The organism is Alteromonas mediterranea DE (genome assembly GCF_000020585.3).
Taxonomy (GTDB): domain Bacteria; phylum Pseudomonadota; class Gammaproteobacteria; order Enterobacterales; family Alteromonadaceae; genus Alteromonas; species Alteromonas mediterranea.
Genome location: NC_011138.3, coordinates 2,891,997 through 2,912,745, shown reverse-complemented (window position 1 = coordinate 2,912,745; position 20,749 = coordinate 2,891,997). Strand labels below are relative to the sequence as shown.

23 protein-coding genes are annotated in these 20,749 nt (G+C 45.3%); 15 read left to right on the top strand and 8 right to left on the bottom strand.

All coding sequences use genetic code 11. The annotated features are described in order from the left end of the window. The first annotated feature begins 246 nt into the window (after positions 1–246). The 5 genes from pilV to MADE_RS12905 are packed head-to-tail and all read left to right on the top strand — an operon-like array spanning position 247 to position 6,857. Positions 247–897, top strand: a complete 651-nt coding sequence (gene pilV, locus MADE_RS12925; protein ID WP_012517499.1) for a type IV pilus modification protein PilV — start codon at positions 247–249, stop codon at positions 895–897. After that, positions 894–1,754: a PilW family protein gene (locus MADE_RS12920; RefSeq protein WP_020743936.1), complete on the top strand. Its 861-nt coding sequence runs from the start codon at positions 894–896 to the stop codon at positions 1,752–1,754. Before pilV ends, MADE_RS12920 begins: the two co-directional genes overlap by 4 nt. Then, the gene (locus MADE_RS12915) at positions 1,751–2,314 is read left to right on the top strand and encodes a PilX N-terminal domain-containing pilus assembly protein (RefSeq protein ID WP_012517501.1); all 564 of its coding nucleotides are present in this window, start codon (positions 1,751–1,753) and stop codon (positions 2,312–2,314) included. The genes MADE_RS12920 and MADE_RS12915 overlap by 4 nt, the downstream gene beginning before the upstream one ends. 8 nt (positions 2,315–2,322) lie before the next feature. Next, positions 2,323–6,390: a PilC/PilY family type IV pilus protein gene (locus MADE_RS12910; RefSeq protein WP_012517502.1), complete on the top strand. Its 4,068-nt coding sequence runs from the start codon at positions 2,323–2,325 to the stop codon at positions 6,388–6,390. Positions 6,391–6,392: 2 nt separating this feature from the next. Then, positions 6,393–6,857 carry a type IV pilin protein gene (locus MADE_RS12905; protein ID WP_012517503.1) on the top strand — a complete coding sequence of 155 codons (465 nt, stop codon included), beginning with the start codon at positions 6,393–6,395 and terminating at the stop codon, positions 6,855–6,857. Positions 6,858–6,894: 37 nt separating this feature from the next. Here MADE_RS12905 and MADE_RS12900 read toward each other — a convergent pair whose 3' ends face one another. The 4 genes from MADE_RS12900 to MADE_RS12885 are packed head-to-tail and all read right to left on the bottom strand — an operon-like array spanning position 6,895 to position 9,289. Continuing rightward, on the bottom strand, positions 6,895–7,233 hold the full coding sequence (locus tag MADE_RS12900; protein ID WP_012517504.1) for a type II secretion system protein: 339 nt from the start codon (positions 7,231–7,233) through the stop codon (positions 6,895–6,897). Next, the gene (locus MADE_RS12895) at positions 7,220–8,122 is read right to left on the bottom strand and encodes a hypothetical protein (RefSeq protein WP_012517505.1); all 903 of its coding nucleotides are present in this window, start codon (positions 8,120–8,122) and stop codon (positions 7,220–7,222) included. The genes MADE_RS12900 and MADE_RS12895 overlap by 14 nt, the downstream gene beginning before the upstream one ends. Continuing rightward, complete coding sequence (locus MADE_RS12890; protein ID WP_012517506.1) at positions 8,112–8,741, bottom strand: prepilin-type N-terminal cleavage/methylation domain-containing protein; 630 nt, start codon at positions 8,739–8,741, stop codon at positions 8,112–8,114. Before MADE_RS12890 ends, MADE_RS12895 begins: the two co-directional genes overlap by 11 nt. Beyond that, on the bottom strand, positions 8,735–9,289 hold the full coding sequence (locus MADE_RS12885) for a prepilin-type N-terminal cleavage/methylation domain-containing protein (protein ID WP_012517507.1): 555 nt from the start codon (positions 9,287–9,289) through the stop codon (positions 8,735–8,737). The genes MADE_RS12890 and MADE_RS12885 overlap by 7 nt, the downstream gene beginning before the upstream one ends. A 78-nt stretch (positions 9,290–9,367) precedes the next feature. Here MADE_RS12885 and MADE_RS12880 point away from each other — a divergent pair, with 78 nt between their 5' ends. Then, entirely contained in the window at positions 9,368–9,760 is a 393-nt protein-coding gene (locus tag MADE_RS12880; RefSeq protein ID WP_012518960.1) for a type IV pilin protein, read from the top strand. Between the two features lie 107 nt (positions 9,761–9,867). Here MADE_RS12880 and MADE_RS12875 read toward each other — a convergent pair whose 3' ends face one another. Beyond that, the gene (locus MADE_RS12875) at positions 9,868–10,449 is read right to left on the bottom strand and encodes a GspH/FimT family pseudopilin (protein ID WP_232362967.1); all 582 of its coding nucleotides are present in this window, start codon (positions 10,447–10,449) and stop codon (positions 9,868–9,870) included. Between the two features lie 463 nt (positions 10,450–10,912). Here MADE_RS12875 and nadE point away from each other — a divergent pair, with 463 nt between their 5' ends. Both nadE and MADE_RS12865 read left to right on the top strand, forming a co-directional pair. Then, positions 10,913–11,749, top strand: coding sequence for an ammonia-dependent NAD(+) synthetase (nadE, locus tag MADE_RS12870; protein WP_012517510.1), 837 nt, complete (start codon positions 10,913–10,915; stop codon positions 11,747–11,749). A gap of 2 nt (positions 11,750–11,751) precedes the next feature. Then, on the top strand, positions 11,752–12,090 hold the full coding sequence (locus tag MADE_RS12865; protein ID WP_012517511.1) for a P-II family nitrogen regulator: 339 nt from the start codon (positions 11,752–11,754) through the stop codon (positions 12,088–12,090). 99 nt (positions 12,091–12,189) lie between these two features. Here MADE_RS12865 and MADE_RS12860 read toward each other — a convergent pair whose 3' ends face one another. Beyond that, positions 12,190–12,675 (bottom strand): FKBP-type peptidyl-prolyl cis-trans isomerase, encoded by a 486-nt coding sequence (locus MADE_RS12860; protein WP_012517512.1) that lies wholly within the window; start codon positions 12,673–12,675, stop codon positions 12,190–12,192. A gap of 77 nt (positions 12,676–12,752) precedes the next feature. Further along, positions 12,753–13,796 carry a CAF17-like 4Fe-4S cluster assembly/insertion protein YgfZ gene (ygfZ, locus tag MADE_RS12855; RefSeq protein ID WP_023559782.1) on the bottom strand — a complete coding sequence of 348 codons (1,044 nt, stop codon included), beginning with the start codon at positions 13,794–13,796 and terminating at the stop codon, positions 12,753–12,755. Positions 13,797–13,984: 188 nt separating this feature from the next. Here ygfZ and MADE_RS12850 point away from each other — a divergent pair, with 188 nt between their 5' ends. The 3 genes from MADE_RS12850 to MADE_RS12840 are packed head-to-tail and all read left to right on the top strand — an operon-like array spanning position 13,985 to position 15,657. Beyond that, positions 13,985–14,236, top strand: coding sequence for an FAD assembly factor SdhE (locus MADE_RS12850; RefSeq protein ID WP_012517515.1), 252 nt, complete (start codon positions 13,985–13,987; stop codon positions 14,234–14,236). A gap of 55 nt (positions 14,237–14,291) precedes the next feature. Beyond that, positions 14,292–14,777 carry a hypothetical protein gene (locus MADE_RS12845; RefSeq protein ID WP_012518958.1) on the top strand — a complete coding sequence of 162 codons (486 nt, stop codon included), beginning with the start codon at positions 14,292–14,294 and terminating at the stop codon, positions 14,775–14,777. Positions 14,778–14,781: 4 nt separating this feature from the next. Further along, positions 14,782–15,657, top strand: coding sequence for a MaoC family dehydratase (locus MADE_RS12840; RefSeq protein WP_012517517.1), 876 nt, complete (start codon positions 14,782–14,784; stop codon positions 15,655–15,657). A gap of 73 nt (positions 15,658–15,730) precedes the next feature. Here MADE_RS12840 and nadB read toward each other — a convergent pair whose 3' ends face one another. Next, positions 15,731–17,416, bottom strand: coding sequence for an L-aspartate oxidase (gene nadB / locus MADE_RS12835; protein WP_015067611.1), 1,686 nt, complete (start codon positions 17,414–17,416; stop codon positions 15,731–15,733). A 197-nt stretch (positions 17,417–17,613) separates the two neighbouring features. Here nadB and rpoE point away from each other — a divergent pair, with 197 nt between their 5' ends. From rpoE to MADE_RS12815, 4 genes are all read left to right on the top strand, one after another. Further along, positions 17,614–18,192, top strand: coding sequence for an RNA polymerase sigma factor RpoE (gene rpoE / locus MADE_RS12830; protein WP_023559781.1), 579 nt, complete (start codon positions 17,614–17,616; stop codon positions 18,190–18,192). Between the two features lie 99 nt (positions 18,193–18,291). Continuing rightward, positions 18,292–18,873 carry a sigma-E factor negative regulatory protein gene (locus MADE_RS12825; protein WP_012517521.1) on the top strand — a complete coding sequence of 194 codons (582 nt, stop codon included), beginning with the start codon at positions 18,292–18,294 and terminating at the stop codon, positions 18,871–18,873. Between the two features lie 195 nt (positions 18,874–19,068). Further along, positions 19,069–20,175 carry a MucB/RseB C-terminal domain-containing protein gene (locus MADE_RS12820; protein ID WP_023559780.1) on the top strand — a complete coding sequence of 369 codons (1,107 nt, stop codon included), beginning with the start codon at positions 19,069–19,071 and terminating at the stop codon, positions 20,173–20,175. Positions 20,176–20,186: 11 nt separating this feature from the next. Continuing rightward, positions 20,187–20,633 (top strand): SoxR reducing system RseC family protein, encoded by a 447-nt coding sequence (locus MADE_RS12815; RefSeq protein ID WP_012517523.1) that lies wholly within the window; start codon positions 20,187–20,189, stop codon positions 20,631–20,633. Positions 20,634–20,749 lie beyond the last annotated feature (116 nt).

The window sequence follows — 20,749 nt, the reverse complement described above, 5'->3', positions numbered from 1 at the left end:
GTCATAGTAAACTATGAATCCCTCTGTTTAAGTACCGTGATCTTCCGCATTGAAGGGCATTAAACGTGTAATGCAGATGTGAAACGACATAGAAGCTAGGTAATGGCACGCTAATCCAATCGATGAGAAAGGATTGTTAAAATTATACGTTTTGATAACCAACGATACCCAGCATAGTACGCTTTTGTCTTACTATACTAAATTGGTGATAACACCAAGCGAAACACTAGGTATATGGCAAAGGTAATGAAAGCTGAAAAGGTGATAATGAAGCGAGCAAAAGGAAGTGGTATTCGCGCACAAACGGGTGTAGGTCTGATAGAGATCTTAATCACGCTATTTATCCTGGCGGTAGGCTTGCTTGGCGTTGCTGCATTACAATTTACTGGTTCATTCGCTAACAAGGATGCCATTAGTCGTACGCAAGCTGAAATGGTTGCTGCGCAGGTTGCTGAACGTTTAAGAGCTGCAGCGCGGCCTGCTACGGTAGGCGATGGCATGGTAGCGAATAACGCCTACTTTTCAAATACGACTTATAACTTTTCAGGTCTAAGCTGTTCGAATGCTTCTCATCCCTATCACGGCTGCTGTCTATCGAGACCCGCTGATATTCCCAATTGCGAAGGGCAAACCTGCAGCGAAATCCAAATGGCCGCTTACGATGGCTGGGCCCTATCTTGCTCGGCAGTGCAAACCAACCCTCAAACGAAGGTGTCGGTCTCCTGTGATGACACCAATAACGCTGACATTTATAGCTGTAGTGCAGGTTCTAGGGTAGAAATATTGCTAACCTGGCCAGTTGCCTCATCAGGAAATCAAATATATACGCTCAACTCACGTTGTAACCCCAACGATGGTGATAGTAACGCTTGTGTGTTTAAGGACATAACACTATGAGAGGTGTGAAACACATGAGTCAGCGGGGCTTTTCATTAGTCGAGCTCATGATTACCTTAACCTTAGGTTTAGTTATTTCTGGTGCAATTATTCAAGTACTTGTTAGTAGCAGTGTTACTAACAAACTGAACCAAGCTGTCGCTCAAGTACAAGAGTCGGGGCGCTTTATCATGGGACGCCTTTCCGCTGAATTTTACGAAGTAGGCCGCTATGACCAGATTACCGCGAATGTAGACACCTCAGTTGATATAGTGGCCGAAGCTGCCTACGTTGAAAATCATCCTATTGCTGTTGCTGGTGATTTTGTTAACAACGCTACCTTAGGCAGCGTGCAAACGTCTAGCGGCGGCAGCGATAAACTTGTAGTGAGCCTGCTAGGTCAAGAGGATTGCACGGGAAACCAACACGGTTACGCTTTAGGCAGCGAATTTCATGTGGTTAATCACTACTTTGTAAGCGGCAGTACGCTCAAGTGTACCGGATACGATGGACGTGTTTTGCGGGGCTTAAAGCCGCAGTCGGTTTCACCAGTTACTGTCACCCTTCTCGATAACGTAGAAAGCTTTCAAGTGCAATTTGGCATTTCCGACAGTATCAGCACATCTCAAGGGCAAGCCATCTCTTACGTAACCGCCGATGAGATAACGGGTTTAAGATCACTTAATCAACAAGTTGTGTCACTGCGATGGGCCCTCATGATTAAAAGTTATCAAAATGAAGTTAGGCAAACTAACGCGCAAAAGTTTGCACTGTTAAACGAAGCGTCTAAAACCATGGACACGGCGCATTACTACCAGGTTTTCTCAAAGACGCTGGCACTTCGAAATATGAAAAATTTTGTCAGGAGTTCACAATGAAACAGCAGGGGCTAGTGATGGTGTTTGCACTGCTTGTATTACTCTCTATTACTGTTTTAGGTGTAAGCGCGGTTACTAGTAGTTTGTCACAATCTAAAATGGCAGTGTCTATGCAGCAAAGCGGGTTAGCGTTCGATGCGGCTGAAGCGGCTATTGCGGGGGTATTTTTTGAGTCGGAAGATGAAACCCTCTTAACCGATGCAACAAAGACAGACCCGCTATCTGAAGCAAGGCAAGGTAATATTTTTGACCCAACTGTAGATACCATGAGCTGTTTTGACGAAGGAGAATGGACAGATAGGTATATGACAGAAGGGGGACTTTCGATTGGAGACCGGCATATCACTGACGGTACTTATCAAAGTGAAGCGTCATCTAAAAGTTGGTCTCGAACGGCATTTATACGCGAGCAGGCGTGCAGAGGGTCTAGTAACGTTATCGGGGGAAGTAACGTTAACTGTCACGTATTTATTATAAGAGGCTGTGGGAAAGTTTCGGGTAAATCCTCAGTGGTAGCTAATAGTTTAGCTGCATCAGTGTTTGGCCCGGCTTCACAATAGGTATCACAATGAAAAAACTAACAACTTACCTTGCTTCCATTTCGCTGTTTAGCTGTATCGGTTTTTCCGCTTTTGGTGATGACCTAGACATTTACCTTGGAAACGCCAGTAACGCGGTAACCTACAATCCTAACGTACTGTTTATTATGGACTCGTCGGGCAGTATGGGTAATTACGATAACACTAGCCAAACAAGAATGCTTCGCGTCCAAAATGCCCTCAAAGAGGCGTTGAGTTCAGCAACGAATATCAATGCCGGGCTCATGCGCTTTTCTGACCACGGCGGCCCTATTCTATACCCTGTTCGCAATATCGATGAGTCGGTACGGCCTGAAATTATCATTTCCACCAATGACGACAATCACGATGCCCACGAAATAAATGGAAGTGTTACCACAGATAGTAATGATTTAATCTTAAGCAGCGGCACCAAAACGGTAACATCTGGACTGCGTTTTACTGAATTAAATATCCCTCAGGGCGCGACGATTTTAAATGCGAGCATTCGGTTTACGTCTGAAAGATTCAATGTGGCTGGCACATCGCTGGTGATATCAGCTGAAGCCTCAGCATCAAGTAGTGCTTTTTCATCGTCTAGCAACAATCTTAGCGAACGCAGTAAAACCGCAGCTAATATTGAGTGGTTAACCGACAACAGCTTTCCTGCGTCGGGCGAAGTAATAACCACGCCTGATATAAGTGCAGTTATTCAAGAGGTGGTGGATTTATCAGCGTGGTGTGGTGGCAAAAACATCAATATTTTAATTGAAGGTACAAGCGCAGACCCGGCCAGTGCACGTGAAGTAAGGGCGAGTGATGTGGGACAAAGTGGTGCGCCACAGTTAGTTGTATCGTACGACGATTCTACAGCATCAGGGTGCGTGCAGGGCGAGGGGATCTATCAGGTTGCTGATGCGAAAGATAATTCCGAAGAAGATGTAAATGGCTACCCAAATACGGGGGGCGAACTGTCTTTTAATTCGTCTTACAACGACTATATTGGCGTACGTTTTAGAAATGTAAATATTCCACAGGGCGCAGTTATAACCGACGCTTATTTAGAGTTTACTGCCTACTCTACCCGAACGTATGGCAACCCGAGTATGCGCATTCGCGGGGTGGCTGACGATGATGCATCAGACTTTCACCCGAACCGACGCTACCGGCTACGAAACCTTCCTAAGACCTCTGGTATCACTTGGTCAATGCCCGACTTTTATAACAATTACGTCTATAGAACGCCCGACATAAGTGGCATTGTGAAGCAAATAGTCGACCGCTCTGGTTGGCAATCTGGTAATGATATGGCGTTCGTGATGGATAACTTTGTTTCTTACCGCGGTGCTCACACTTACAACTCGCCATCAAAGGCGCCAAAGCTTATCGTTAAATTTAATGGAGCTGCTACCCCAGGTGCATCGGCTACCGTGCGTGAACATCTAGTCAGTAAAATAGATGAATTAAGTGCAAATGGCTTTACTCCAATTGTGGATACGCTATTGGAAGCGGCCAATTATTATGGTGGTAGAAGCGTTGACTATGGGCGAAAGCGTGGCGAAAACGACGTGAATTGGTCTGTAAGGCGAAGCACGCGAGTGAGCCATCGCAGTTCTTATTTAGGGGCTGATTCTATTTTACCGTGGGGGTGTACCGAAGATAACCTATCTGACAGTGACTGTATCACCGAACAAATCCCTACGCCTGCAACTTACATATCTCCGGTGTCTGACTTACAGTGCCAAACCAATAATCATATTGTGCTGCTATCTGACGGTGAAGCCAATAACAATCATAGCGTTTCGAAAATCCAAACCTTACTGGGTCAAAGCTGTACGGGAAATGGTGGAGAAAAGTGTGGCTTGGATCTGGTTAGAAATATTAGCGATACCTCGACATCCGTAATTGGTCCCAGGGTTATTACCCATACAATAGGGTTTGCGGCTAATAACACCGCAAATAACTTCCTAAACCAACTGGCGCTGCAAAGCGGCGGTGGTTTTTATCAAGCAGACAACAGTACTGACCTTTTAGAGGCCTTCAACACTATTTTACGTTCAGTAAAAGACGTTAATGCTACCTTTGTTTCGCCTGGCGTGGCGGTAAACCAACTTAACCGTCTTACACACAGAGATGAGCTTTACTTTGCTTTATTTAAGCCAAGCGAGGGCGCAATGTGGCCGGGTAATTTAAAACGCTACCGCTTAAGCGGCGATAAAATTCTCGACAAAAATAGCTTAAATGCCGTAGACAGCGAAACAGGGTTCTTTACAGAAAACGCACATAGCTACTGGTCAACGCTGGCTGATGGTAGTGAAGTAAGTGAAGGCGGCGCATCTAGCCGTTTGGGAGCAAACAGAAATATCTATGTCTTTGACGGAGCTGGCACCATTGCAAGTAGTGCAAACGCGCTGCATGAAGACAACACAAGCATCACCAACGCTGATCTAGCTATTCAAGGTGAAACCGATGCGGACGACTTGAGAGATGCCATTTTAAAGTGGGCGAGAGGCGTAGATGTAAAAGACAGCAATGGTGATGGCAGTACCAGTGACTACCGAACACAAATGGGAGATCCTATCCACTCTCAGCCTATTATTGTTAATTATGGCTCCAACGACTCCGCTATTTTCGTCGCAACTAACCAGGGGATGCTGCATTCTTTCGATACTTCAAGCGGGGAAGAGAATTTTGCCATCATGCCAAAAGAGTTACTGCAGAATTTGCACCATTTTTATAAGGACACACCCACGTTAGAGCATGAATATGGCCTAGATGGCGACATGATTTTACGAACCGTCGATGATAAAAAATACCTTTACGTAGGTATGCGTCGAGGCGGTCGTAATTACTATGTATTTGACGTTACACAAAAAGATTCTCCGAAGCTTAAATTCAAAATAGAAGGGGGGGCAGGTACCCTTGCGAAACTAGGGCAAACCTGGTCTAGACCTACTATTACTAAAGTAAATATGGGGGGGCAGGTTAAAAACGTCATGATTATAGGTGGTGGTTACGACGACGCGCAGGATGATCGCTCTGTAAGAGCGAGTGATGTGATGGGCAACGCCGTGTTTATGTTCGATGCAGATACCGGAAGCTTACTGTGGCATGCGAGTAACGAAGATGCAGACTTGAACCTTAGTAATATGACGTACAGTGTGCCAGGGCGTATTTCTGTCATCGACAGGGACAATGATGGGTTCGCTGACCACATGTATGTTTCCGATACAGGCGGACAATTATTCCGCTTGGACATCTACAATGGTGAGTCTGGGGCAGACTTTATCAAAGGGGAACGTCTTGCTGATTTTGGTGGTGATACAGAAGAAACAAACCGCCGTTTCTATTATGGCCCTGATGTCACGGAAGTCGCATTGGGCGATGAGTTATATTATGGCATAGCGCTAGGCAGCGGATGGCGTGCATCTCCTTTAGATACGGTAGTAGAAGATAATTTCTATATGCTCAAAGACAGTGGCGTATTCAACCGCGATACGAACGGTGATTACACTTACATGAGTACAGTAACTGAATCAGATATGTATAACGCCACCAGTCATGCTCTAAATAGTAACGATGAGAGTGAGCGAGCACTTGCTTCTCAAACCTTCGCGAATAAAGCCGGTTGGTATCTAAATCTAACAATCAACGGTGAGAAAGTGCTGTCTTCACCGCTCATTATTGATTACAAGGTGTTCTTTACCACCTACGTACCTGCTGAGAGTAGTACCAGTGCCTGTGCACCGCCTACTGGCAACAGCCGCGCGTATCTCGTCAGTATGTTTAACGGTAATGCAGTAACCGATGTCAACAACGATGGTGAAGTGAATGGAGAGGATCGCTCCGCTGATTTAAAACAAACGGGTATAGCGCCAGAAACGAAAATCCTAATCGAAGATATTGTAAGCCCCGTAGTATGTTTAGGTACCGAGTGCGTGTCTGCAGTAATAGAAGTGGATGAAGACGGCAATGATGTTGATTGCGTCAATGCATTTGAATGTTTAGCTGAAAATATCTATGGCCGTTTCGAACGCATTCAGCGCGGCAGTTGGCATTCTGAAACGGAAAGAGAGTAATCATGAAAACGAAAGTATCTCAACAGGGTTTTTCACTTATAGAACTCATGATCGTTGTGGCTATTGTCGGTATTATCGCCGCGATAGCCTACCCCTCATACCAAGGAGTTATCGCAGATGGGTATCGCGGTACTGGGCAGGCAGACTTATTGGGCTTTGCTTCGGCAATGGAGCGCCACCACAATGGCTCATTTAGCTATGAAGGCGCAGCAAGTGGGGGAGCAAACACAGGGGCGCCCGCTATTTTTGCATCCTACTCTCCGTCTTCCGAACCACAAGCGAATAAGCGTTATACACTGTCTATTGTTGCAGCTAGTGCTACTGCCTATGAACTTAAAGCCACGCCGGTGTCGGGTTCGGCCCAAGCCACAGACGGCGCGCTGTTTTATTTCAGCGATGGGAGAAAAGGCTGGGATAAGAACAACAATGGTAGCCTAGAATCCAGCGAATATTGCTGGTCTTGTTAACGCTCTCAGAGTCGACCTTCGTAGCCCCCCTTTTTCTCTAGGGTCCATTTAATCGGGGTGTAGGTATACCAAATATCGCAATATCGCCCCAATGCTGCTCTACATTATCTTGTGTGTAGGCTAGTCGCGCCGCGTTCGTCGCCAGGGTTTGATTCTCTCGTTTATCAAGGGTAGCCTGCCAAAGCCGTAACGCGTCGATTTTGCTGGACAGTAAATAAGTGCTGGTACTCATGAAAATAACCAGCGCAACTAGTACCTCTACTAGCGTCCCGCCTCTGTGAGCAAAATACCGTGTCCTTACCCTATTTAAATCGTACTGGCAGTGGGGGGACCCTATCAGGCCTTCCGTTACGTGTCGTTTTTTAATCAATGTCATACCAAGTTCCTGGAATGGGAATAATTTTTGCCAAAGCGGTGTGTGCCTGCAGCGTTTTTAGCAGGGCAGGTGCGGGAGCTATAACGCCATTAATATTGCTGTAAATAGGGGCGTTAGAGACATAAGCACCAGTAACAGTTGCTGAAGCGCTCACGTTTAGCGTATAGCTAGAAGATGTTGTTGAAAGCATGACAATAAGCCCATAAAAGTGCGTATTCGCGCTAAGGCTCACATCACCATTTACAACGAACAGTAACGTGGGCTGTGAATTTGAGCTATGAGACAGAGCGCTACTATCTAAAACGCAGTTGCCATCGATCCAGTATATACTTGCAGGCACTATATTGTGGCACTGGGTGGCTGTTATGCTACTGGGAAAAAAGTCAGCGCTCAGCGCTGTCACGTCACGATTGAATAACCATTGGGTTAACTCACTGTCCCACGAAAATTGTTGGGCTGGCGTTGGAATTCTTAAAAGAGCAGGGTAGCGAAGAAACTTTGCCTTGTACTTAATGTTTTCTGTATCGTGAGATACGCTTATTTCATAGTGAGTAAGGGGCTGGTGCTGCGCACCCTCTAGTTCGTCAACCTGTATTGTCGTCAAGAAGTTAGTGTTGTTTATTGTATTTAACACACTGGACACGCTTTGTGTACGTAGCGCACTTGCTATACCTCTAATATGCTGTTTAAGCATGACTTGTGAGTTTTCAGTGTGCTGTCTTACTTTTTCTATCGCGTAGTATTGCTGGACCTTTTGAGACGTGCTTAAGGTAGCGAAAGTAATTGCGCTAAGCAGTATGGCCACAATGGTGAGTACGGCCATACCTTGTTGCAAGTGAGTGCGGCTTGAGCTAACAGCTAAGAACCCTGTGCCTTTTCTAACCGTCATTGGCTACCTCAATTACAAATTTTTCTTCACTCTCCACGACTGGGTTAATGGCGCTCTTTAACGCTATAACAATCTCATAGGCTGCTCCCCAACTGCTTTGGTGTAGTAAGTTCGCACTAAACTGTGTAACTTTAACCGTTTGAGGGTCGGTCAAATCAAACCATCCGCCTTGCAGGCATGTTTTTCCGCCCACTCGGTATTCTATTGCCTTATCGTGAAGGCGGTAGCCAAAAAACTCTCCTTGGGACACAGAGATTAAGCCATCACCACTTTTGTCGTAAGAAAAGGTTATACAGCTATTAGATGGCTCGCCCACACGCTGACTAATTGCAACGTTCGACAAGCCATTATTATTGTTTTGAAGTGAAATGAACGGCGTAAGTACATTGGTATGTTGGATGAAGCCCGCCCGGCTTAAATGTCGTGAGATAGTACTTTGCACGGCACGCATGTCTTCTTCTATGCTGGTGGCGTGTTGTAGCGAAGCTAAGTCAATGTGAGACTGAGCCGCATACGTGCTAACAGCGGCGATCAGCAAGCCTGATAAAGCACACGCCACCATAAGTTCGGTAATGCTGAAGCCACTCGCACTGTTCGAGCTTTGTCGTTGTTTTAACATGACGCAACACCAACAACGCTTTGCACGCTGCATAGTTTCACTCGCCCCAGCGCGTTAATTGTCACTTTCCCGTTAAAGTGCTGACTATTTAGTGTGAAGGTGGTGTTGCTACCAAAGTTCAGCGTACCATGCTGATTGAAAGCAACAGTTTTGTCTGTACCGTTTAAGGTAGCAAGTTGAGTGCTCCATTGCGTAGGAGGCTCCCAATAAGCAGCGTCATTGACTGCGCAACTTTGGTGTGTCGAGCAGGTACAGTTTTCGTCATCACTTATTATTACGCAGTGCGTATTTTCCACTTTTGCAATGAGGTAAAAAGGCTTTTTATGAGTGAGCGCGTAAATGCGTGCATGTCTTGCTAAGTTCGCAAAATGGGTAGCAAAATGCTTGAAAGCATGGCGCTCTTGCCATCGCTGAAAAGAGGGGGCGGCTATCATAGACAATATGCTTAAAAGTAAAACCGCAATGAGTACCTCCAACAGAGTAAACCCCATAACCATGTTAAGTGCGTGAGTCTGTTTTACTTTCCCATTTGATAGGTGAAAAGCCATGCGTAAGTCCAGTTAAAGCGTTGGGAGTAAGTTGATAGGCTCAATGTATCGAATAATTGATTAAGAGAAAGCTGTACCATGGAAGGGAATTACAAAAAGGGTGGCAAGCGCTATCTTATAATAGGTTTCACGCTTGTGGAGGCGCTGATAACAATGGCGATAGTGGGGATTTTGAGTGTTGCCGCTTCATCGGCCGTTAATTCAAGTTGGCAGTTAAGCCAAACGAATAAAGTTAAGGCCTACTTACTCTCTATACAGGCAATGCAATCGAGAAGTTGGCTTGAAACGGGTCTTTACCTCCCGTTAAGTGCACTACCACAAGCTGACGTTCAAAACGTCAGTTTTAGTCAAATTAATCATCAAGGTAGCGGATATGAGGTTGTTGCCACTTTTTTGTTTAAGGATGCAAACGATAGCTGTCGAACAATAAAAATTAGTGAAACGGCGCTGTCACCTAAAAGCTGTTGGTAAATGATGAGACTTTACTTTTACGCACAGCCTAGTCGATAAAATAGTAACTGTTAAGGCGACGAAAAAAGCCACGAAAAAAAGGTGTAAATAGAATAAATACAAACGGGTTAGCTGCAGGCTAAATCATCACCAGCAAGGTCTTCTTTTATATCATCTCCGTTGCTATCTACAGCCACTGAAATTCTTCCATAAAGGGAAAGTAAAAGAGCAGATGCATAATCCGCATTGTTATCGCTAGGACATAGGGTAATCGTCGCCGCTCTATTTATCCCCCCTTGTTCGTCAAATACTAAGCTCCCCGTGATGCCGTAAACCGCATTTGCAGTATTAAGTGGGTCACTTGCGATAATAAGCGCCTCGCTATTATCTCGGCTGCCATTTCCGTTAGCGTCAACAAATACCATTTTGGCATTTTTCCAATTATTGGTGCAGGCCGTGTAATTAGTTGTTGGACAAAGGGTCACGCTGGTTTGTTCGTCTACTGCGGTGAACCTAGCACGCTGAGCAACGGCACTTAAGTTGTTCAAGTCAGCAGTGATTCTATTTTTGATGATTATATTCTGAATGCCCGGCGCAACCGTGGTAAGAATAATGGCAAGTACTGCTACCGCGACCAGCATTTCTAGCAGGGTAAGTCCTGCTTGGGTTAATGCTGGGTGAGGTCTTTTTATTTGCCTCTGTGTTGTCATAATTTGAACGCTAATTTTCAATGGTTTACTCGTAAATACAGTACGTAATACGTTTTATAAGCTATGGGTCGACCTTATTTATAAACTGCGATAGTACGCGCGCAATTTAGCTCTGTGTTAACACTCACCTAAGAGAACGAGCGCTAGGCTAACGCTTTCTATCTTCAATGTAATGGTACAGCGGGATAAATGTGCGCTACTCCTCGTTATTTTAGGGTAAACTAAAACGCAACGGCAAAGGTATGTTTTACCGTGTTATCGCATATTTGACCATACGCCTTATGGTTAATGGCCTTCCACGGAGAGTACCGATGTTTCAACATTAAAAAAACGATAAGCTGACCTGACTGTGGCTGAGGAAGGTCAAGGTATTCCTAATTGATACGAGGATACCACTAACATCTGTAGTGATATTGTCGTAGAATCGAGTTCCAGGACGCCTCAAAAATACGTGGATATTATAATGCAAAAACAAGCAGTTATTGATGAAATGAAAGTGCTGCCTGAAATTGACGTGGAATATGAAGTTGCACGTCGAGTCTCGTTTATCAAAAAGCAGTTGCTTACTTCAGGCTTAAATTCTCTGGTACTTGGTATCAGTGGGGGTATTGATTCATGTACGCTGGGCCGTTTAGCCCAATTGGCAGTAGATGAATTGAATGAAGAGCATCACGAAACCTATCAGTTTATTGCGGTTCGTTTGCCTTACGATACACAAGCTGACGAAGAAGATGCGCAAAAGTCTATCGACTTTATTCAGCCCACCCATTCCATTGCAGTAAACGTAAAGCCAGGTGCTGATGCTATTCATGCGTCCACATCACAGGCTTTATCAGATGCTAACCTTCTTCCTGAAAGTGAAGCAAAGCAAGACTTTGTAAAAGGCAATGTTAAGGCGCGCACTCGTATGGTTATTCAGTACGAAATTGCAGGCATGGTAGACGGTTTGGTGCTAGGCACTGATCATTCTGCTGAAAATATTACAGGCTTTTACACCAAATACGGAGATGGTGCGTGTGATCTGGCACCTCTGTTTGGGTTGAGTAAGCGCCAAGTGCGAGCAGTCGCTGCCCATTTAGGTGCACCCCACAACGTTATTACAAAAGCGCCTACGGCCGATTTGGAAAGCCTTTCTCCGCAAAAAGCCGATGAGCAAGCGCTAGGGATGTCTTACGATCAAATCGATGATTTCTTAGAAGGCAAACACGTTTCTGCAGAAGTGGAAGAGAAATTGCTCTATATTTATGAGCGCACACAACATAAACGTGTGCCAATTCCAACAATTTACGATGAGTTGTAGTCATGAAAAAAATTGAAGCTATCATTAAACCGTTCAAAATGGACGATGTTAGGGAAGCGCTAGCTGAAGTAGGTATCGCAGGGATGACTGTGTCAGAAGTGAAAGGTTTTGGTCGTCAGAAAGGCCATACTGAGCTTTATCGCGGTGCCGAGTACCAAGTTGACTTCCTTCCAAAGATTAAAATTGAATTAGTACTGGATGACGATCGCGTTGAACAAGCGGTTGAAGCCATTCAGTCATCGGCTAAAACAGGCAAAATTGGCGATGGGAAAATTTTCGTTTACAGTGTAGAGAGTGCGGTACGCATTCGAACTGGCGAGCAGAACGAAGATGCTATCTAAAACACTAACCGGTTAGCATTTTCCATTAAAAAAGGGAGCAGAACGCTCCCTTTTTAGTTTTGAAAAATCACCTTATTCGATTTTGGTGAAAAGGCGCAATTAGTGGTCGTGACCGCAGCCACCTTCACCGTGAACATGGCCATGCTCTAGTTCTTCTTTCGTAGCTTCACGCACATCAACAACGGTTACATCAAATGTAAGCGGAATACCTGCTAGTGGGTGATTACCATCAACAACCACTTCTTCGTCTGTGGTTTCAATGATAATGACAGATTGCTCGCCCTGAGGTGTGGTTGCACGAAAAGACATACCAACTTCCACATCCATACCTTCAAACATAGAGCGAGGTACTGTTTGAACTAGCTCATCAACACGTTCACCGTAGGCCTTTTCTGGGTCAACAGAAACGTTGAAGCTATCTTCTTTTGTTTTACCGATTAGCGCGTCTTCAAGCCCTTCAATTAAGAAACGGCGACCTAATAACACAACTAGCGGAGATTTCCCTTCTGAAGAGTCTAGCGTTGTGCCGTCTTCGGTAGATACGGTGTAGTGTAGCGTTACAACGCTGTCAGAAGTAATTGTCATAACAAATCCTATATCGGCCCTATTCCAAAACTATCATTGAAAATAGGGCAATGAATGAAATGCAGTAAAAATACTGCTTAGCGACGTTTTTTCACAATATTGCTAGCTTGTTGCTCAATACTGTACGGCAAGGCGTTAGGGTAACAGGTAATAGCGTCATTTTCAGCCAGTCTGTGTAAATCTTCAGACGTTGTATCATTACTGAGCACAGCAATGAACCACGTTTCGTTGTCCAATATAGCCACATCGATTATTTTACCTGCAACCCGCCAGTTCTCGCCTAACTGCTTTTCAAGGGCATCGCCAGGGGTGACGTCAACTTTACCTTCTAATTTGAAGCTGAACGCGGCGCGCTTGTTTTTGCCAAGAAAGCGAGTACGGGCAACAACTTCTTGGCCCATATAGCAGCCTTTGTCAAAGTCGATGCCGTTAAGCGCTTGCACATTAATCATTTGTGGAATGTATTCACCTACTGCTTCTTTTCGAAGCATGGCGTGGACACTTTTAATCTGAATGGCGTTAAATACAACGGCGGGATAGCAAGGAATTGATTGGGTGTTCACTTCTTCAACCAGTTGCTGCGCGCCTTTGTTTAGAAGCAATACAAAACCCTCTTGGGCAGTGTTCGCTGTAAACAGTAGACCGCTTTCACTCTCTATCTTTTGAAGCGCGTGGTTATCACCGTGTTGGGTATCTAGCAGCGCTTCTAAGTCTGTCACATCAAACATTTTTGAAAGGGTAGACGTTACACCGCTATTCTTCGCCGCTGTTAGCGACAGGAAATAAGCACTGTAGTTTGGCGTATCATCTAAAATATCTACTTTGGAGAAAACCCCATATTTATTGAGTTGTGCTAATGAGTGATTGCCCGCATCATTATTAGCCACCAGTAGCAATTTGCTTAAATGGCGTGTGACATAACCCGTAGACCAGGTTTTACCTTTGTTATCACAGTGTGCGAAGTGCCGCGCCGACTTATCATCAAGCTTATTGATATTCACCGTGATTTGGCCGTGCAAATAGCTGTCGGCTTGTTCGCCTTCCAATGAAATTACCATGGTATCTGAAAGATCAACCATGAATTCGTCGGGAAGCTCGAGTAATGATGCAATAGAGGTCATGTTCACCACTTATTCGTTTAACTGTATTTAGTCAAGGTATGGCAAAACCATCATTATTCAAGGGTAAAGTGCACGATTATACGTAGATTAAGTTCTATTTAGTTTCTTTATCAGACCAAAAGAGCAGTGATCCCGCTATACAGGGCATGGTATTATTGATATCGAATAAAAAACGGTAAGAAAGACATATGTTTGAACCAAAAAGATTAGCCCGCTTAAAATGGGCATGCCGCAGAGGTATGCTGGAATTAGATGTACTATTACTGCCTTTCGTTGAAGAAGCGTTTGACTCTCTTAGCTACGAAGAACAAGAAACATTTGAACGGCTACTGACCAGTGACGACCCCGATCTCTTTGCTTGGATAATGGGGCATCAAAAGTGTGAAGACCCTGAGTTCGCTGCGATGGTAGCAACCATTGTGAACCGTGTTAAAGCATAGAATTAAAATCAGCGGTTATAAGTTAAGGCCCCTAATGGGGGAGGCGTGTGTGGCGATGTGCTTTTACGCTGCCATGTTGAGTCTCCCCCAATATCTTTGGACGTGGATAAACTTCCCGGTCACGTTAACCTTTGTATCTATAGCAATAGTATCGTGGTTTTCTTGGCGTCTTTATGATGTGCTTAGCCGCAATGTCTTACCTGTTCAATACGCACTTTCGCTTTCAAGCGATGGCGTTATTCGAGTGGTTGGCGATGATAACGCGGCAAATAATCGCAGTTGTTTCTATACGCAGAACCACTTGCTAAGTCATACTTTGCGTGAGGCAAAAGAAGCGGGTACCGCTATGAAAATTCACCATGCTTCACAGCTCTTTGCGTGGGGATTGTGCATTAACGTACTGCGCCACAAACGGAAATGGTTTGAAAGAGACCATAACCACTTAGCTTGGGTTTTAAAAGGTGAGTGCTGTGAGGCAGACTATCGACGCCTTGCACGAGCCATAATTTTGGCTAGAAAAGCAACGCATTCAAGGAATTAAATAGATGTTTCGTGAGTACACTAAAGCGTTATTCAAACGTGTTGATGCTCGGCAGTTAATGCAATTCAAACCGCCTACGCTGCCGCAGCGCATCTATACGAAAACATTAACGATAGATAACGCCCATTATGGCGCGTTTTGCCAAGAAGTTGACTGGCCGGTGAGTCAGCATCCTCATCCACTTTATTTGCAAATGTTATCATTACCTTTGCAGATGCAGTGCTTGCTTGATAAGCAAAGCCCTTTTCCACTGCTCGGTCTCATTCATGCTGCCAACAAGGTGACGGTGGTGGAGCACTGTAATCTAAGTGAGCCCTTTGAGTGTCGAGTGCGCTTTTACGATGTTAGGCCGCACAGTCGCGGGTGGGAAGTGGACGTCATGCTAGAAGCGCTTCAATCGGGCCAACTTGTCTATCGTGCTATAAGTAGTTATTTGGTGAAAGTAAAAGCGGTTCACGTAGCGCCGCTTGCTGTAAAAAGCGACATGCATGATGATTGCGATATGCACGACAGAGTGTTGATTGGTGAAATTTGTGCACATGCCAACACTGGTCGTCGCTATGCCAAACTATCAGGTGACTATAATCCCATTCACTTATCTACTATTTCGGCAAAAGCGTTCGGTTTTAAACAGGCAATTGCCCATGGCATGTGGACATTGTCGCAGGCGGTTTCCGCATTTGTTAGCCACCAAGACAATGCCGAGGCGTTAACGGTGAGCGAGGTAAGCTGTCGCTTTAAGAAGCCCGTTTTCTTGCCAAATGAATTACATATTCAGCAGCACTGCAAAACAGAAGCCAGTGTGTTCCTTGATGTTACAGACGGTAATGACAACGTAGTGCATTTATCTGCCAGCCTCGCATTTACTACCAAGGAGTAGGTCATCTACTCCTGTTGGCGTTTACCGAAAGCGTATTAAATGCAATATCACCAAGGCGCATTCCTTGGTTGTGCTAGTCAGCATCACAAAAGCTGTCGTGGGTAATTAACGAACCCACATCGGCACCTGAAAGCTGCTTTCTCGGAATGAGAATAGTAGGCGTTGGATTGTTTATCTGCTCAGGGTGGTCAAGGTTAAAGTGCAGCCCGCGGCTTTCTTTTCTTGCCATAGCGCAACGAACGATGAGCTCGGCAACCGTTACTAAGTTACGTAATTCGAGCAAATTATTGCTCACTCTAAAGTGTGCATAATATTCGGCAATTTCTTGTTCGAGCAGCTTTATACGGCGCATCGCCCGTTCAAGCCGTTTGTCGGTACGAACAATACCCACATAGTCCCACATAAAAAGACGCAATTCGTGCCAGTTATGCTGAATGATAACTTCTTCGTCAGAGTTAGATACCTGGCTTTCGTCCCAAGGCGCAATCGACTCTTCACAGTCTGCGCTAGGTAATTTTTTTATAATGTCTTCAGCGGCAGCGCTAGCAAATACTACACATTCAAGCAATGAGTTCGACGCCATCCTGTTTGCGCCGTGCAAACCTGTATAAGCCACTTCACCAATCGCGTATACATTGTTTAAATCAGTCTTAGCGTTAAAATCAGTAATAACACCACCGCAGCTATAGTGAGCTGCAGGCACAACGGGGATGGGTTCCCGCGTAATATCAATACCTAAGGAGCGGCATTTGCGATAGATATTCGGAAAGTGCTTCACGATAAAGTCGGCAGGTTTGTGACTGATGTCTAAGTACATGCAATCGGCGCCTAGTCGCTTCATTTCATAGTCAATCGCTCGGGCGACTACGTCACGCGGTGCCAAATCACCTCGCTCGTCGAACTTGTGCATAAAGCGTGTGCCGTCTGCATGACACAAATTTGCGCCTTCGCCGCGCAGCGCTTCGGTAATAAGAAAGTTTCGCGCTTGCGGGTGGTATAAGCAAGTAGGGTGGAACTGATTGAATTCCATATTCGCTACGCGACAACCCGAACGCCACGCCATCGCGATACCATCACCGCTGGAAACGTCAGGATTTGACGTATATTGGTATACTTTGCTCCCGCCACCCGTCGCCAATGCAACAAATGGCGCACGAATTACTTCTACATGCTCTTGTTGTCTATTCCATACATAGGCGCCCACAATGCTATTCTTCTCTTCTTTAGAGGGAATAAGGTCAATGGCATTGTAGCGCTCGAACACATGAATATTGGGATGGGTAGAGACGGCATCATTAAGGGTGATTTGAAGTGCTTCACCTGTTGCATCGGCTGCATGAAGGATACGTCTGTGGCTATGTCCCCCTTCACGGGTAAGGTGGAAGCGCTCTTCGCCAGACTCACTTTTTTCTGTATCAAATGGCACGCCGTAGCCAATTAGCCATTCAAGCGAAGACTTCGCCCGCTCGGCAGTAAAACGTACAGCTGGTTCTTCACAAAGGCCTGCACCTGCGGCTAATGTGTCGGTAACGTGGGCGTCTATTGAGTCTTGCTCGTCAAATACCGCCGCAATGCCACCTTGCGCATAACGGGTAGAGCCCTCGTTGCGGTCACTCTTACTAAGTACAATTACCTGACAATGGTCGGCAAGCTTTAATGCTAAGCTTAATCCTGCCGCGCCACTCCCAATAATCAATACGTCACAACGGTGTTCTATTGCATTTGATGTGGAAGTTAGTGAAGACGATACAGATTTCATGTATTTTTATATCAATTCAAACGAGCAAAGGTTCGGCAAGTCTAAAGGATGAGAGGCAAAACACAAACATTCTTAAGCGCACAGTTGAGCATTTTTTAAAATATTTAATGGTTTTACCGAACTTTTGTAAAAAGAACGCGTCTATACACATGCTTGTTAGAGCTATTGTGTAGTTGAAGTAGGGAGTAATGGCTCGAATGAGCGAGCAGATAACCGACCAACAACTGGTCGAAAAAGTACAGCGGGGCGATAAAAATGCGTTCAACTTGTTGGTAACACGTTACCAACACAAAGTTATGCATCTCGTTTCTCGCTATGTGAAAAACACCGGTGACGTTGCTGATGTAACGCAAGAAGCGTTTATTAAAGCATACCGTGCCTTACCTAATTTTCGTGGTGACAGTGCATTTTATACTTGGCTATATCGCATTGCGGTAAATAGCGCCAAGAACTATCTTGTATCTCAAGGTCGCAAGCCANCGGCCAGTGATGTCGATGCCGACGAAGCTGANTTTTACGAAGGCAGTGATGCGTTAAAAGAGCAGTCTACGCCAGAAAGAAGCTTGTTATCTGAAGAAATTGAAGAAACCCTTTTTAAAGTGGTAGAGAAATTGCCCGATGATTTGCGCATGGCGATAACATTGCGCGAAATTGAAGGGTTGAGTTATGAAGAAATCGCAAACGTAATGTCGTGTCCTGTTGGCACTGTGAGATCACGTATTTTTAGGGCTCGCGAAGCGATAGATAAAGTTATTCAGCCGCTGTTAGAGAATTAAAAAGAAATAAAATCAAAAAAAGGTGAACTTTCTTTTTTCTACGATGACTAACAGCTGTGTTAGGGTAGTTAACGATCACATTGATCTGGAAATGAATATATGACGCAACAGCAAGAAAAATTGTCCGCATTCATGGATGGTGAGATAGAAGGCAATGATATCATCGATGTAATTAAGCAAGATGAAGCGCTTCAGGCCAAATGGCAACGTTACCATGTGTATCGCGGTGCAATGCGAAAAGAAGCAAGTGTTGCTCCTCAGCTGGATATTACAGCAAGCGTAGCAGCCGCACTTGAAAACGAGCCAGCCATTGTTGCGCCGAAGCGTTCGCGTTGGCAACCAATCCCAGTGATTGGTAGTGTTGTTCCTTTTGCGAAACAATCTGGCCAACTTGCAGTCGCTGCCTCGGTAGCCGTAGCGGTAATCTTCGGTGTTCAGTACACCAATCAGGATGCCCCTACAGAACCATTTATGACTGCGCCAACTATTGCGCCTCAAGGTGGTTTAGCGCCTGTTAGTTTAGAGCAAACTCGTACGTTGCCGCGTAACGACATGAATGAAGTGCTTGAGAAAAAGCGTAAAATAAATGCGCTTATTGCTGACCATGAACAGCAAATAAAGCTCAAGCAAGCGCAAGAAGACGAAAGTGAAGGTGATACTAGCGGACCGCAACGTCCTTAATTCATCATCACTAAGGTGAGTTAATGCACCTAGGGTGTGACGCATCAGGCACTTAGCGCGCTTTAAAAATGATGTAGCGTGCTGTAAGAGTGAACAGAAGCGCACAGTCGTTTTTGGGTTTGTGACATAGATGCGATTTCATATTTTAACCATACCAGCATATACTGCTGGTATGTTTGTTTTAAGGCGGGAAAAATGCGCTGTAGTTCTATCGTTGCACTTTTTTTCATTTCGGGTGCGGTTGTTCAAACAACACACGCCCAGAGTTCTTCTGCTGTTTCTCAGGTACCTAGAACCTCTTCTCAATCTCCTGCGGTGAGTGATAAAGCCGAAGTCGACCCTACGCAAGACGCACCGCATAACTTTCAGGTAAATGAAACCCGTGACGTTACAGCTTCTGCTGAGACCCAGCCCCAGTCAGCAAGCCAGTGGTTAGCCGAGCTTCAAAATATAATTACTAATGCCAATTTCCAAGTATCGTTTGTTCAAACAATTGCCGGTAAGGAAACGGTTCCTTACCTTTGGCGTCATGGCGTTATGGAAGATGGCTCTGAGTTAGAGCAATTAAACCTTCAAAATGGCCCTGGTCGGGAGCTTATTCGCATCAACGATGTGGTTAGCGTTTTCGAGCCGGATGTTCAGCCATATAGCTTGCGCTCTAAACATATCAATGGGCCTATTCCCAGCGCCCTGCTTTATCACCCCGAGCAGCTTGCAGAAGCTTATGAGTTTGTCGCCGTAGGTAGAGCGCGTGTAGCCGGGCGCTCAGCGCAGCAAATAAGAATTGTCAGCCGCGATAATACCCGTTTTGGTTATCAACTTTGGCTTGATGAGTCATCGGGAATGCTGCTCAAGTTAAACATGCTCGATTTACAGGGAGCATTGTTAGAACAAATCCAAGTAACAGCGTTTGCTATATCGCCTACGCCAGCGGAGTACTTTTCACGGATAAACGCGGCGTCGTTACCGGCCCCAATGGCGTTAAGTACTGCACCCGCGCGAGCGCACAAGTGGGACGTCACTTATTTACCCGCGGGAATGCGAGAGATAAAGCAAGATACAAGACGACTAGCCTTAACCGGGCAAGTGGTAGAGTATAAACTTTTCTCAGATGGGTTGGTGGATGTGTCTGTATATGTTCAGCCCGCCGACGATGCGTTAGGTGAGACATTGGCACTGCGCAATGAAGTTAGTACATTTTTGACCTTAACAGATGGAAAAGCGCAAGTGACAGTGGTTGGTGAAATACCACTTCAAACGGCTAACGCGATTGCGACATCCTTAAGGCCTGTAAATAACTAGTATGTTAAGTAATGATTAGAGAAACAGCTACGGTGGTTGCGATTGACGGCGACAGCGTCACCGTTGAAGCGGCAATTAAATCAACGTGTAATGCCTGTGAAGCGCAAAGCGATTGCGGTACGGGCGTTATTTCTCGTGCTATCGCCCCGAAAACTCAACAGCTAACGCTGCGTACGCCGATGCCGGTTCGCATAGGTCAGAAGGTCACCGTAGGTATACCTGAAGCGGGTATTTTAAGTGCCTCAGCATGGCTTTATTTACTGCCCTTAGTTGCGTTCATTGCAGCGTATGCAGGGGCTGAGACCTTATTGAGTCAAAGCGGCGTTGTACACGAATTATGGGCGATGGTCCCAAGCGCGGTCATTACCTATGCAGTTTACCGGCTTATTGCTTACAAGTTGCGCCGTATTGAAGGTGCAAAGTACCAACCTGTGTTGCTAAGTACTGCTGATATCTAGGACAAAAAGTCTACTGCCGCCAGCCTTGATTGCCATCGCTTTAGTATCGGTTTACTGCGGGGTAGCAATTTTCCTATACGCTAATTCGCTTTTCGCATGAGAAATGGGTAAAATCC